General features: G+C 48.8%; 10 protein-coding genes. 5 read left to right on the forward strand and 5 right to left on the reverse strand.

The genetic code is table 11. The annotated features are described in order from the left end of the window. Positions 1-56 precede the first annotated feature (56 nt). A complete protein-coding gene (locus AC2VDX_RS11235; RefSeq protein WP_378180090.1) occupies positions 57-1,256 on the reverse strand; it encodes a phosphoglycerate kinase in 1,200 nt (399 codons plus the stop codon). Between the two features lie 176 nt (positions 1,257-1,432). Between AC2VDX_RS11235 and AC2VDX_RS11240 the strand changes: the two genes are divergently transcribed. Both AC2VDX_RS11240 and ylqF read left to right on the forward strand, forming a co-directional pair. Beyond that, positions 1,433-1,855, forward strand: a complete 423-nt coding sequence (locus AC2VDX_RS11240) for a universal stress protein (protein ID WP_378180093.1) — start codon at positions 1,433-1,435, stop codon at positions 1,853-1,855. Positions 1,856-1,918: 63 nt separating this feature from the next. Then, entirely contained in the window at positions 1,919-2,782 is an 864-nt protein-coding gene (gene ylqF, locus AC2VDX_RS11245; RefSeq protein WP_378180096.1) for a ribosome biogenesis GTPase YlqF, read from the forward strand. Between the two features lie 47 nt (positions 2,783-2,829). On the opposite strand, the gene AC2VDX_RS11250 is transcribed toward ylqF, so the two are convergent. Continuing rightward, positions 2,830-4,353, reverse strand: a complete 1,524-nt coding sequence (locus AC2VDX_RS11250) for a protein kinase domain-containing protein (protein ID WP_378180357.1) — start codon at positions 4,351-4,353, stop codon at positions 2,830-2,832. A gap of 552 nt (positions 4,354-4,905) precedes the next feature. Between AC2VDX_RS11250 and AC2VDX_RS11255 the strand changes: the two genes are divergently transcribed. Both AC2VDX_RS11255 and AC2VDX_RS11260 read left to right on the forward strand, forming a co-directional pair. Beyond that, positions 4,906-6,516 (forward strand): adenylate/guanylate cyclase domain-containing protein, encoded by a 1,611-nt coding sequence (locus tag AC2VDX_RS11255; RefSeq protein WP_378180099.1) that lies wholly within the window; start codon positions 4,906-4,908, stop codon positions 6,514-6,516. A gap of 399 nt (positions 6,517-6,915) precedes the next feature. Beyond that, entirely contained in the window at positions 6,916-8,538 is a 1,623-nt protein-coding gene (locus AC2VDX_RS11260) for an adenylate/guanylate cyclase domain-containing protein (RefSeq protein ID WP_378180102.1), read from the forward strand. A gap of 39 nt (positions 8,539-8,577) precedes the next feature. On the opposite strand, the gene AC2VDX_RS11265 is transcribed toward AC2VDX_RS11260, so the two are convergent. Continuing rightward, on the reverse strand, positions 8,578-9,768 hold the full coding sequence (locus AC2VDX_RS11265) for a glycosyltransferase (protein WP_378180105.1): 1,191 nt from the start codon (positions 9,766-9,768) through the stop codon (positions 8,578-8,580). A 265-nt stretch (positions 9,769-10,033) separates the two neighbouring features. Here AC2VDX_RS11265 and AC2VDX_RS11270 point away from each other — a divergent pair, with 265 nt between their 5' ends. After that, positions 10,034-10,444: a VOC family protein gene (locus AC2VDX_RS11270; RefSeq protein ID WP_378180108.1), complete on the forward strand. Its 411-nt coding sequence runs from the start codon at positions 10,034-10,036 to the stop codon at positions 10,442-10,444. 53 nt (positions 10,445-10,497) lie between these two features. Here AC2VDX_RS11270 and AC2VDX_RS11275 read toward each other — a convergent pair whose 3' ends face one another. After that, positions 10,498-12,717, reverse strand: a complete 2,220-nt coding sequence (locus tag AC2VDX_RS11275) for a pentapeptide repeat-containing protein (protein WP_378180111.1) — start codon at positions 12,715-12,717, stop codon at positions 10,498-10,500. 176 nt (positions 12,718-12,893) lie between these two features. Continuing rightward, positions 12,894-13,244, reverse strand: a complete 351-nt coding sequence (locus tag AC2VDX_RS11280; protein ID WP_378180114.1) for a hypothetical protein — start codon at positions 13,242-13,244, stop codon at positions 12,894-12,896. Positions 13,245-13,444: the final 200 nt, after the last annotated feature.

The following is a 13,444-nucleotide window of genomic DNA, read 5'->3' on the forward strand; positions in this document are numbered from 1 at the left end:
GTAGAGACGCGATTAATCGCGTCTCTACAAGAATTTTATTTGTTTACTCTTAGGGCTTACGCCTCATCCAACGCCGCAATACCAGGGAGTTCCTTGCCTTCCAGCAACTCCAGACTTGCGCCACCGCCAGTGGAGATGTGGCTCATTTGTTCGCCCAAGTTTAACTGTTCTACCGCTGCCACCGAGTCGCCACCGCCGATAATGGTGGTAGTCCCGCTCTTAGTGAGATCGGCAAGAGTCCGGGCGATCGCTTCCGTCCCCTTGGCAAATTGCGGGAACTCGAACACTCCCATCGGGCCATTCCAAATCACCGTCTTGCAATCCGCAAGCGATTCCTGAAAGAATTTTACCGAGTCGGGACCAATATCCAAACCCATCCAACCATCGGGAATGGCGTCAATGCTGACTGTTTGAGCGTTAGCATCAGCAGCAAAATTATCTGCAATTACCACATCCGTCGGCAATAACAGTTGAACACCACGCTCTTTCGCCTTAGCTTCCAAAGACTTCGCCAGTTCTAACTTATCTTCTTCCACCAGCGACTTACCGACACTTAGCCCACGAGCCTTGTAGAAGGTAAAAATCATGCCGCCGCCCAGGATCAGCTTATCGCACTTATCCAGCAGCGTTTCGATGACGCCAATCTTGCTGGAAACCTTGGAACCCCCGATAATTGCCGCCAAAGGACGCTGAGGATTTTCAATCGCGCTTTGCAAATATTGCAGTTCCTTCTCAATCAAGTACCCAGCCACCGATGGGCTGAGATACTTGGTCACGCCCTCCGTAGAAGCATGAGCGCGGTGAGCTGTTCCAAACGCATCATTCACATATAAATCGGCAACTGAAGCCAGTTTTTTAGCGAAGTCTGGGTCATTCTTCTCTTCTTCCGGGTAGAAGCGGACATTCTCCAGCAGCAGCACGTCGCCATTTTGCATCGCCCCCACCGAAGCTGCGACATCATCACCGATACAGTCGTCAGTCTTAACAACTTCTTTACCCAGCAATTCAGACAGGCGCTTTGCCACTGGCGTCAGGCGGTATTTGTCATCTACACCTTTGGGACGCCCAAAGTGGCTGGACAGAATCACCTTAGCGCCTTTGGAAGTTAAATCCTCAATTGTAGGCAGAGCTGCCCGAATGCGAGTATCGTCAGTAATGTTGCCATTATCCAGCGGTACATTAAAATCCGCCCGTACCAGTACCCTTTTGCCAGATAAATCGGATGCCGATAAATTTGCTACAGTTTTCTTGGACACAGCGTAAACCTCCTAATTGCGTCTTTTTATACTCTTCACTAGCAACCGCGTGTCACTGGTGTTTGCCCTTTTCCCTCAAAAGCTAGATAGACCAAACCAAATGCAGGAGTAAGGTTATTTCTAGCTCTCTAGCCGTCCACATTTTACAAGAGTTGGGGTTTCTACAGGAGCGTGCCATGTTCAAGACTGTTCTGTTTCCTGTCGATCAAAGTCGAGAAGCGCGCGAAGCGGCTGATGTCGTTGTAAATATTGTGCAAAAGTATGCTAGTAAATTAATTTTGCTTTCGGTGGTAGAAGAACCCAGCCAAGAGCCAGAGGCGTCGCCGCTAATTTCAGATGCGGCGATGACATCGCCAGAAGCTGTCGCCGAACTGCTCAAAACAGCTCAAAATCTGTTTGCCGATCAAGGCATCCAGTCTCAAACGATTGAGCGTCAGGGCAAACCAGCTTTTACCATCTGCGATGTTGCTGACGAAATTGACGCCGATTTAATTGTGATGGGCTGTCGAGGGCTGGGTTTGACTGAAGAAGGCATGACTGACAGCGTCACGAACCGGGTGATTAATTTATCTCCTTGTCCGGTGTTGATTGTTCCTTAGTCAAATTTTAGATTGAGGATTTTAGATTGAATCTAAAATCCTCAATCTAAAATCTAAAATCCTATGACGACTCCTTCGATTCAGTGGTATCCCGGACACATTGCCAAGGCTGAGAAAGCGCTTAAAGAACAGCTCAAGCGTGTGGATGTGGTGTTGGAAGTGCGAGACGCCCGAATTCCCATCTCTACTCACCATCCCCGCGTGCCAGAGTGGATAGGCAGCAAGGCAAGGGTATTGATACTCAACCGCACGGATATGATTTCTCCCGCAGTCCGGCAACTGTGGACAGAGTGGTTTAGGGAGCGGGGGGAAACGCCTTATTTCACAGATGCCCAGCATGGTAAGGGTGTGGCAGCAGTAGCACAGGCGGCGCAGGCAGCGGGTGTAGAGATGAATAAACGAAGAAGCGATCGCGGGATGCTTCCTCGTCCAGTCCGTGCCGTTGCGATTGGGTTTCCCAATGTGGGCAAATCGGCGCTAATTAATCGTTTATTGGGAAAGCGGGTGGTAGAAAGCGCCCGTCGTGCTGGGGTAACGCGCCAGCTGCGCTGGATACGCATTTCCGATCAGATTGAACTTTTAGACGCCCCTGGCGTTTTGCCTTCCAAGTTAGAAAATCAGCCTGCTGCCTTCAAGTTAGCGATTTGTGATGATATTGGTGAGGCGTCTTACGACAATCAACGAGTGGCATCTGCGCTAGTAGATTTGCTCAAAACTCTCAACGCCCCCGATGCCGATTTATTTCTGTTGAAGTCTTTAGAGTCTCGCTACGGAGTAAATCCCACTTCGTTTGCAGGCGACGAATATCTACAAGCTGTGGCAAATGAACGTCATAAAGGCGATGTAGAGCGCACAGCACGACAGCTATTAAATGATTTTCGCACGGGTTTATTAGGTGCGATTCCCCTAGAGTTACCACCAGTCTGAATAGTAAAAGCTCTTGACAATTAAATTTCTTGGAGTAAGAACTTTTGCTATTTAGAAGGACAGGTGTTTTTTGTACGACCTTTCCAAACCCAACCGGAGACTGGAGAGTTAATTTCTATCCAGCCACCTTCTTCTTTTCCGGTGACAGAGACTTTGGTTCCTGCTTTCACAACATCCCCTGTTTTCTTTCGTCCATCCAAAGAGCGTACATTGGATGAACTAAGAACAACAACACAACTGTTTTTTACTGCATTTTTAGCTGGCTCGGTAATTTGATTTTTAGCAGTGTCAGCAGAGGAGGGTATTTGACGACTTGCAAAAATCACCCCGATTGCAATCACAAAGATAGCAGTGCCTGCCCCAATTAGCAGTGGCAAATTTTTGGGGGATTTAAATACAGAATTCAGGCTAGACGGCGAACTAATCGGCGCTTGGGAGGGATTTCCAGGAGCAATTGTCACCGTGTTCTGCGTGGGGGGGACGGTTGGAGGCGTTGCTTCATCTGCGACGCTAGCTGGAGAATCCACCGACTTTCCCGATGAATTGCCTGTAGCAATGGTTACGGTATTGTCCGTAGGGGGCGAGAGCGCCGGGGCGGAAATAGGAGCAGGGGCGTTATTGGGCGAGAGGTGGGGATTGGTGCGTTCTTGGAGCGATCGCAGTGCCTTATTAGCCGACACAGAACCGTCTTTCCAGTAACCGCGCACCTTCTGGCTCAAGACTGCCGCGATCGCTGCCGGGGAATTAGGATTGGTTAACGAGGCGAGCGATCGCAATGCCTCGGTTGCTGACTGGTAGCGGAATTTGAAGTAGTGGCGTACCATCTGGTTCAGGACAGCGGCTAACCCATCGCTAACTTGAGCCAAGTGCCGCCAGAGAATCTCCCCGCTGTCAGGGTCTTCTGCTAATTGCCTGGGATTCAGCCCGGTCAAGGCTTGGATACCAATCATGCCGAGGGCGTAAAGATCGCTGCTGGGGCGGGGTCTGCCTTGTCCCTGTTCGCTTGGCATATAGCCTGGGGTGCCAATCGCAACCGTCTCATTCATCCCTTCTTGAGCGATGACCGATTGCATCTGCACCTGTTTGACGGCACCAAAGTCCACCAAAACTAACTTGTTATCGGAAGTACGGCGAATTAAATTATCCGGCTTGAGATCCCGATGGATCACCCCGTTCCCGTGTACAAATTCCAAAATGGATAAGACTTCACAAAGCAGTTGAATCACCTGACTTTCGCTCCACTGCTGACCTGGTGGCAGTTCCACACCCAGAGGATGTCCGTCAATAAATTCCTGCACTAAGTAGAACTCTTCCTTCTCCTCAAAGTAAGCTAACAGCCGGGGAATTTGGTCATGGTTCCCTAACTTTTCTAGGGTTTCGGCTTCGCTATTAAACAGGCGTCTCGCTGTTTGTAAAAATTCGGGATTGCTAGTGGCGGGTTTGAGGTGTTTAACAACGCAGTTAGGGTTCCCAGGTCGGCGAGTGTCTTGGGCAATGTAAGTATGACCAAATCCACCTTGGCCTAGCGCTTGGATCACCTGGTAGCGCTGGTCTAGTAATATGCCTATCATGGTGTCGCTGCCCTGAGGTAAACCGTTTAACATAATAGAGTTTTCCAAAAAAGAAGCAGTATCTTCCGGATGTTTAATTCAGATATGCACGGATCAAAGGCGGATGTACATCTCTTACCTCACCAGTATGAAAGGGTTACGCCCCCTTTAGGGAATCGCTCTCACCCTCCGCACTCTTGATTGGCTGCGCGTGAAAACCGCACTTTTGCGTGTTCTTCTCTGGTGTCCACTTGTCAATGTTTCGACGGTCGTTTCGCTACAACCTCGACCCGACATCGGGTACCAGCGAATACTATGATACTGTTGTTCAAGGAATGAGGGGTATGACCCCTCATTGTCACCAGATAAGTCTGAACGGCGCGGAGGCATTAAAGCTAAAACTCAAATGATTTGCCCGATTAAGCTACCCTAAGCGTGTAGCTTGGGCAAGGTTGCATAAATGCCTTTGAGAATGCCATAACTTTGGGGGAAGTCAGGGAAAGCAACCACAAGTCCTTGCTTTGCTGAGTTTTTGCACGCTTGTTCGCTTTGCTTCAAAAAGGGATAGGAGTCATGGCTGAACTCAAACTGCGTCTACGAGAGGGAGAGACAGAAAGAACGGTTACGGTGAATCGGGATGACTTTACGATCGGTCGTTTGCCAGAATGCAACTTGCATCTGCCTTTCGAGGGAATTTCCCGCTACCATGCCCGCTTTTTGAAAACGCCTTCTGGGGTGTGGACAGTAGAGGATATGGACAGCAAAAACGGAACGCGATTGAATGAACGCCCTGTCACCTCGCCTCAACAGGTAAATCACGGCGATATTCTTTGGCTGGGGGATATTAGCCTGAGTATTCTTTTGAGAGATCCTCCTCAACCCCATAAAACACAGCTGGTGGAACCCGTGGCGCAAGGAACCACCATCTTTCGCAATGTTCAAGAGCTGCAACAGCAATGGATACAAGCTGAGGGTACGCTAGACGAAGTTAGCAATAAGGAAAAAGCGATCGCTCGTCTCAAAGATTTGGTGAATATCGCCAAGAATTTGAGTGCAGCTGAATCGATCGAAGCAATTTTCTACCAGGTGCAGGAAGTCGTTTTCCGCGAACTTCAAAGTATTGAGCGCTTGGCATTGTTAATCGATGTAGAAGGTTCCGGCGAACTGGAATTGCTGAATGCCGCCGCTAGAGATATTTTGGAACAGCAGAATCTGACGGCGGATGGCGGTTGGATTAGCCGCACCATTTGTCAAAAGGTATTTGCCGAGAAAGTAGCAATTCAAACCGCTGATGCCCAGATGGATAAACGGTTTGAGGGGCAACAGAGCATTTTAGTCAAAGGCATCAAGAGCGCGATCGCCGTCCCGCTTTGGGATGAAAATAAAGTAGTCGGTGTTCTTTATGCCGATGCTCATCTTTCTTCTAGCCATTGGACGAAAGGAGGAGAAGAAGACCTCAGCTTTTTTTCGGCTTTAGCGAATCTGGTGGCATCCGCCGTGCAACGTTGGCTGTTAGCGCGGAAACTTAGAAACGAAGAAACCATTCGGACTCGACTAGAGCGCTATCACTCCCCTGCCGTTGTGCAGCACATTATGAATGTAGGAGGATTAGAAGACGGTCGTCTCACGCCTGCCGAGGTTGATATCAGCATCCTCTTTGCCGATATTGTTGGCTTCACCGCCCTTTCGGAACGGTTGAGTCCTACAGAAATTGCCCAATTGCTCAATGATTTCTTCGAGGAAATGCTACAGGAAGTTTTTGCCGCCGGAGGAACGTTAGATAAGTATATTGGAGATTGCATAATGGCATTTTTTGGCGCTCCGGAATCTCAACCGGATCATGCCGACCGAGCTTTCGCCGCTGCCAAAGGAATGCTGACTCGTCTAGAAAAATTAAATGCCGATCGAGTCTGGCGCGAACCGCTGCAAATCCGGGTTGCCATCAACAGCGGTAGAGCCGTGATTGGAGATGTCGGTAGCTCTCAAAGAGTAGACTATACCGCTTTAGGAGCAACGATTAATCTAGCCTCCCGCATGGAAGGAATCTGTCCCCCCGGTGAATGTGTCGTCAGTGAAGCCACTTATTCTTTGCTGAAGCCCTCCCAAGACTTGCAGACGACAGGAGAACACCATTTCAAAGGAATCGACCGACCTGTAAGAGTTTATCAAACCAAGCGGCATTAAATTGCTGGCTCCCGTCTGGGTTTTGGTGGAGCTAAAGGGTAGATTCCAACTTTTCGGTTAAGACACCAACCCCCAAACCCCTTCCCGACTATGGAATCGAGGAGTTTATCGCTTCTCCCCACCAGTCAAAAAAATTTATTTCTCACCTTCTCCTTGTCGGGGCGGATTAGGGAGAGGTGGCAAGAGGTTGGGGAGAAGGTTAACCGAAAAGTATGGGACTGCAATTTTCCGGCTACCTATGGCAACACAGCGTATCATCTGTCGAAGGATTTCGTCAGAGTTAAGATGGTGGCAGTAATTGCCGGAAAAACGCTTGCTTTGTGGTGCTTTCTTTGACTATTGCTTTGTCCAGGAGTTTTAGCACGCCTTGTTCGCCTTGGTTCAAGGAGGTTTGAAGTCATGGCTGAACTCAAGCTGCGCCTACAAGTTGAGGAAAATGTTGAAAGCACCGTGACGGTGGATAAAGAGGAATTTATCATTGGTCGTTTGCCAGAATGCGATCTGTACTTGCCTTATTTTGAAATTTCCCGCTGTCATGCCCGGTTGTTAAATACACCGGATGGCGTGTGGGTGGTCGAAGATATGCACAGCACAAACGGAACGCGGTTAAATGACCGTCTGCTAGCATCTCCCCAAAGAGTGAATCATGGCGATGTTATTCAGATGGGTCATGTTTTTCTCCATGTTCTTTTAGCCAATTCTCCTCAACAAAAGACTCAACTCAATCCCATAGAGGCAGATCCGATCTCCGAAGGAGTGACTATCCTTCGCAATGCCAAAGAACTGCAACAGCAATGGATACAGGCTGATGACGAGGGTAGCAATAGTGCTAATCCCCACAAAGCGATCGCTCGTCTGAAAGACTTGGTTGATATCGCCAGATGTCTGAATTCTGCTGAATCGATCGAAGCAATTTTCCAGCAGATACAAGAAATTGTTTTCCGCGATCTCAATAGTATCGATCGGTTGGCATTGTTGATCGATGTCAATGGTTCGGGCGAACTAGACTTACTTCAAGCAGCAGCTAGAGATATCTCTCAACAGCAAAATCTAGCAGCAGATGGCAGTTGGATTAGCCGCACCATTTGTCAAAAAGTATTTACTGATAAAGTTGCGATCAAAACCGCTGATGCCCAGATGGATGAAAGGTTTGAAGGCGAACATAGTATTTTAGCGAAAGGCATCAAGAGCGCTCTAGCGGTTCCTCTGTGGGATGAAAATAAGGTAGTCGGCGTTCTTTATGCCGATGCCCATCTTTCTTTTACCCATTGGAATAAAGGAGGAGATGAAGACCTCAGCTTTTTTTCAGCTTTAGCGAATCTGGTGGCGTCGGCGGTGCAACGTTGGCTGTTAGCACAGAAACTCAGAAGCGAAGCCAGCATTCGACACCGATTAGAACGCTATCACTCTCCTTCAGTTGTGCAGCACATTATGAATGTAGGAGGATTAGAAGATGGTCGTCTTACCCCCGCAGAAGGCGAAATCAGTATTCTCTTTGCCGATATTGTTGGCTTTACTGCCCTTTCGGAACGCTTAACTCCGACAGAAATTGCCAATTTGCTCAATAGTTTCTTCGAGGAAATGCTCAAAGAAGTTTTTGCCGCCAGAGGAACGCTAGATAAATTTATTGGAGATTGCATTATGGCATTTTTTGGCGCTCCAGAACCCCAGCCGGATCATGCCGAACGGGCTTTTGCCGCCGCCTGGGGAATGCTAGAGCGTCTAGAGCATCTGAATGCTCGTAAGTTCTTCCAACACCCGCTGCAATTGCGGATAGCTATCAACAGCGGTAAAGCTGTGGTTGGAGATGTGGGCAGCTCTCAGAGAGTAGACTATACCGTATTAGGCGCTACGATTAATCTTGCCTCCCGCATGGAAGGGATTTGTCCCCCTGGTGAATGTGTCGTGAGTGAAGCCACCTATTCTTTGCTGCGTCAGCCAAAAGGCTTGTCTCCGATGGGAGAGTACCGTTTCAAAGGTATTGACCGACCGATACGAATCTATCAGACCAAGCGGCATTGAGACTCCCCACGATGGCATTTAGCCACATTTGAGATGAGATTAAACCTGGAACCCGATTTCTTGCAATCCTTGGCGTAGTCTAGCGGCTTCCTCTGGGTTGTGTTGTTCGTGAAGCGCGATCGCTTTCCCAAACGCTTCTAAACTTTCTAATACGTTACCCATTTTCAAAAGGGCAACTCCCAGATTTTGATACGCCTCTGCATAGTCCGGGTTCCGTTGAATGGCTTGGCGGTAAGCAGCGATCGCATCCGGCAAACGCCCCATTGCCTTTAATGCCATGCCTAGATTGTACTTTCCGACCGCAAAACTAGGGTCAATCTGCAAGGTAGTTTCATAAGCTTTTTGAGCATTGGTGAAATCCCCAGCTGCCATCAACAAGTTGCCCAAATTGTTATAAGCGCCCAGTTTAAGTTTAAGCAGAATTGGCTGTTGAAGTGCGACTTGATAGTGTGTCGCCGCTTGTGCAAGATTATTTAGCTGAGTATAGGCATTGCCCAGATGGTAGTGAAATTCGTATAAAACAGAAGCATCAATCTCTGTTGATTTTAAACCGCGCTCTAAGAGTTCGATTCCCTTACCGATTTCACCCGTTTGTACATAAAGTGCCCCCAATTTACAACAATCATAGGGATCGTTGGGATGGCTTGCCAGATAGCCTTCCATCGCCGCTTGCGCCCTAGAGAATTTGTTTAAAGATGCGATCGCTCCCGGTTGATAGCCATAGTGTAAAATTGCTACATCCGACAGAGAAACTATCTGCCACTGGGGTTCTCGCTGCAACAGTTCGGCAACGCTATCATCCACTAGCGAATGGTAAGGACGAGAAAAGCGCACGTCTGGGTGATTGCGAAATAGACGAGAAACCAGAGAATAAGGCGATTGAGATGCTCCGACTTCTTGCCGAATTAGGTTGACGACGAGGTGGCGATCGCTTTCCATCGCTTGCTTCATCTGCGGTACAATTTCTGGTTTCAGCACCTCATCCGCATCCAGCACCAGCACCCAATCTCCCTGAACGTACTTCAACGACTCATTCCGCGCCGCTGAGAAGTCATTGCACCATTCAAAGTGATAAACCTTCGCCCCAAATTCTCTGGCAATTTCAACGGTTTTGTCACTGGAGCCGGTATCCAGCACCACCATTTCATCTACCACATTCTTGACGCTATTCAAGCATTGTGGTAAGGAGGCTTCCTCATTTTTAACAATCATGCAGAAGCTTAGCTTCATTTGACACCATGAACTGGCTTAAGGGACTCGTGGTAATTTTAGATGCGATCGCACAAAGCTAATTAAACAGTAAAAACAAAGAATTCTTTTTTTGCCTGTCCTTCGGCAGATAGGAATAAAAACTTATATTTTTGATGCATGACAGCATCAGAAATCAAGATACAAGAGATCGGCTCCATGCTAAAAATAGGATTTACTGGTCTGAATCAACCTGCAAAACGGGAGTTTATAATACATTTGTTCTTCCGAAAGAGGATAGGCTTGTATGACCCTTGGTACCTTGAATCACCTGAGCTTGACGGTTAGCGATCGCTCGAAATCGGAACCGTTTTATAACGCAATTTTGGAATTCATGGGCTACCAGCAGGTGGAGAAAAACGATGAGTTCATCATGTGGTGGTCAAAGGATGTCGGGGCAATTTTAATTTCTGCCGCGAATCCAGATTCCCCGAACAAAGTTCACGATCGCTACTCGCCAGGACTACACCATCTTGCCTTTAACGCCGACAGCCGCGAACAGGTAGATAACTTATACAAGCTGATTCTTGAGCTGGGCGCTACAATCCTCGATCCGCCAGCCGAATACAACCAGTATGCACTAGGCTACTACGCTGTCTTCTTTGCCGATCCCGATGGGATCAAACTGGAATTAGTTCATCTGCCCAATCTGCCCTAGGGCACTTTCTTGCTCGCTGGATCTTGCAGTTTCTGAGTGCCCTTTTGCCTTATTTACTGACAGCGAGGATGACGCCCTCCTTGGTCGCAAATTAAGTCAATTTGCTTGGCATCTAAATTCTTGGCTTGGGAAAAATCGACGCCCTTGACACGAGCTAAGGATGCTGAGTTGGGTGCCTCTTGAATGAATTGATCTGACTGGAGCGGTTTTGGGGCGGCAAAGGTTGCCCCCTTCAAATCAGCCCCTGCTAGATTCGCCCCGCGCAGGTCTGTCGCACTCAGGTTTGTGTTTTGTAAATTGGCATTTTGCAGCTGAGCCTGAGCGAGATTAGCACCAACCAGTCTGGTGGCGCTGAGGTCGGCTTTTTGGAGATTGGCGTTCTGAAAATCTGCTTCTGAAAGGTCTGCTCCTTGCCAGTTGGAGTTCATCAGCAGCGCAAAGGTAAACTTAGCCCCGACAGCGCTAACTTGTCCGAGACGGGCACTAGAGAGATTGGACTGGGTAAAGTTGGCATTCGCTAAATCTGCACCCGTCAGGCTGGCATTTTCTAGAACTGCTTGACGCAAATCTGCACCGATTAGCTTGGCACTGCTGAGATTTGCTCCCACGAGTTGAGCATTGGATAAATTAGCCCGATTCAAGGTGGCACGGATCAGGTTGGTGCGATTCAGGGGGACATCGCTCAAAAGAGCGCCAGTGAGGTTCGCTTCTTTGAGGTCGGCTCCATTGAAGTCGGCAATCCAATCGTCAAAGGTGCCCAGACGCCCGTCCTCACCGGCACCCAAGAAGCGGCTATTGCGTAAACTGGCACCTGTGAGGGAGGCTCCTTTGAAGAGAATCCCAGAAAGGTCAGCTTTGTCTAGAACTAAGGTAAATAGAGCTGGCCCTTGGCGTACCTCCGAGAGGTCGGTGCGACTGAGGTCAGCGTTATGGATTTGAGTGGGGTAGATGCTAAGAATTTTAGCGATCGCGCGTTGAGTGCCCACGAGCCGCCTTGCAATTAACTGTCGCTCCACTAATCCACTCCCTTGCAGCAGCGCTGAGTCCTTTTGCAGGGAAAGATTTAAGCGTTGTAAGTATGGTAAAGCTTCCGGACCCGTACTGACCAAGGTTTGCCCAATTGCCTCCATCAAAGCGGGTACCCTTTCTTGACCCAGCAAATCTACTAAGAAGGGAATCGCACGCGAGTCGTCCAACCTTGCCAGCGCCAGGATAGCACTCCGTCGTTCTTCTAATTGGTTGGGGGAAGATTGACTTAACCGCTCGACCAGCGCCAGAAACACCTTGTTATTCTGTTGCTTGGATGAGCGCCAATTTGCCTGACTTTGAATGTATATTTGCGTACCGACAAAGGTTCCCAAGACAGCACTTATGCAAGAAAAGCCGATCGTTATCAGCGTCAGACCGGGGTTTTGGCGCATCCAGTACCAAAGATGCAGCGATCGCTTGGGAGATTGAGAAGTTAGGACGATGGTAGTGACGGTTTCCCGATGTCCGTCATCTGGCTGTGTCCAGCTGCTTTGCACTTCTAGCTTGACTGGATGTCCGTTTCGCAGCAGTCGGTTTGACTGAGAAGAATTCCGCTCCGGATAGGGTACAAAAGCCCTAGCTCCATCGATAACAAAGGTTCCAGCGATTCTATCGTGCAGGGTGCGGCGTTCGGGATTGAATAGGGCGATCGCATTTTCCCCCAGCCACATCAAAGCCGACAATCCCAGCAAAATCCCCAGATCCGGAAAAGCACCGCTGTAGCGCCAAATCAGATAAGCCGTCGAAAGCGGCAATCCCCACCTGCCGACTCCCTCTCGCCAAACAGCGCCAATCAATCCTGGCGGGTCGCCTGATTCTTGCACTACTTGGACGCCTAGCCAGCGCTTGGGCGAGGTTTGTCCGGTTTTTCCCAATTTATACAGTTGCCAGCCTACGACCACGATAGGAGCCACCAGCGCCCCGCACCAAAACAAGTTGGTGAGTGGGGCAACCCGTTGGTTGCTTTCGCGTCTGGGAATTGCCAGCGTTTTAGCGATCGCATCCTCGGTCGTTGCTAGCACTGGGTTGAGGGGAACGGTTTCCGGAGAGACACACGCGCCAGCATTCGTACAGAACTTGGCGGCAAGACCGATGCTATAGGGAACTAAAGCACTCGCAACCACCAGCGAGATTTCCACAATAGTGGCAGCACCCCGTCGGGTACCCAGTGGCAGTCGGTGCATCTGTATCCGCCAAGACGGGCTTTTGCGATTCGAGCCTTTTTTCACGCTTTGGGTAGCCATTCGAGCAGTCCACAAATAGCAGTTCGCTGTTCGCTTTTAGCAGATTTTGTCCGAGCAGGCAACCCTTATTTTGCTGGTAAAGATCCGCATTAGCAATGAACCTGCCCTACGTCCTTAGACGAATATACCCGTTCAGAGTCCATAATCCTCATAGCTACCAAAAAAATCAACACTTTCTAATCGGGGGACTTGGGGGCAATAAACAGTTTGTACGCCAAATACACTAACCCTGCCAAGATGGCGAGACTAATCAGGGATGCAACCAGATACAAAACGCTTCTGAGTAGCCCAAAACCAACCAAAGCTGCGACGGCGACAACAGCAACTTTACCAGCACCAGGAAGTCCTTGAAACCAGTTAGAAATTTTGTTGAACAGAGACTGAATTGATTGAGATTCTTTAGTTTGAACCTGGAGAGGTTGTCCCGGTTCGGTTTCTATCGTTGGCGAGGGAGGGAGGCTCTGATTGATTTGGGCATCTAGTTCTTGGAGTTTACGCTCCCAGTCTTGATTTTCTTGAGGATTCATCTTTTGTTTTTATAGTGGAAAAAAGAAAATGACGGTTGCAAATGACAAACTGACACTCAAGCGTATATTGTCTTGGTGATTTAAACAAAAGCCTGTTTTGGAAACACCTTGACTTAAAGAAGAGCGAATTTTAACGCCCTCTAAGATACGTGACACTTTGAGAAAAGGAACACACTCGAAACACGTTTATTTACTAATGT

Source organism: Coleofasciculus sp. H7-1 (assembly GCF_057473865.1).

What these genes read in the sequence shown, in the direction of transcription:
- AC2VDX_RS11260 (WP_378180102.1), top strand. Translation starts at nt 6,916, where the DNA reads ATGGCTGAACTCAAGCTGCGCCTACAAGTTGAGGAAAATGTTGAAAGC.
- AC2VDX_RS11270 (WP_378180108.1), top strand. Translation starts at nt 10,034, where the DNA reads ATGACCCTTGGTACCTTGAATCACCTGAGCTTGACGGTTAGCGATCGC.
- AC2VDX_RS11255 (WP_378180099.1), top strand. Translation starts at nt 4,906, where the DNA reads ATGGCTGAACTCAAACTGCGTCTACGAGAGGGAGAGACAGAAAGAACG.
- AC2VDX_RS11265 (WP_378180105.1), bottom strand. Translation starts at nt 9,768, where the DNA reads ATGAAGCTAAGCTTCTGCATGATTGTTAAAAATGAGGAAGCCTCCTTA.
- AC2VDX_RS11250 (WP_378180357.1), bottom strand. Translation starts at nt 4,353, where the DNA reads ATGATAGGCATATTACTAGACCAGCGCTACCAGGTGATCCAAGCGCTA.
- AC2VDX_RS11240 (WP_378180093.1), top strand. Translation starts at nt 1,433, where the DNA reads ATGTTCAAGACTGTTCTGTTTCCTGTCGATCAAAGTCGAGAAGCGCGC.
- ylqF (WP_378180096.1), top strand. Translation starts at nt 1,919, where the DNA reads ATGACGACTCCTTCGATTCAGTGGTATCCCGGACACATTGCCAAGGCT.
- AC2VDX_RS11275 (WP_378180111.1), bottom strand. Translation starts at nt 12,717, where the DNA reads ATGGCTACCCAAAGCGTGAAAAAAGGCTCGAATCGCAAAAGCCCGTCT.
- AC2VDX_RS11280 (WP_378180114.1), bottom strand. Translation starts at nt 13,244, where the DNA reads ATGAATCCTCAAGAAAATCAAGACTGGGAGCGTAAACTCCAAGAACTA.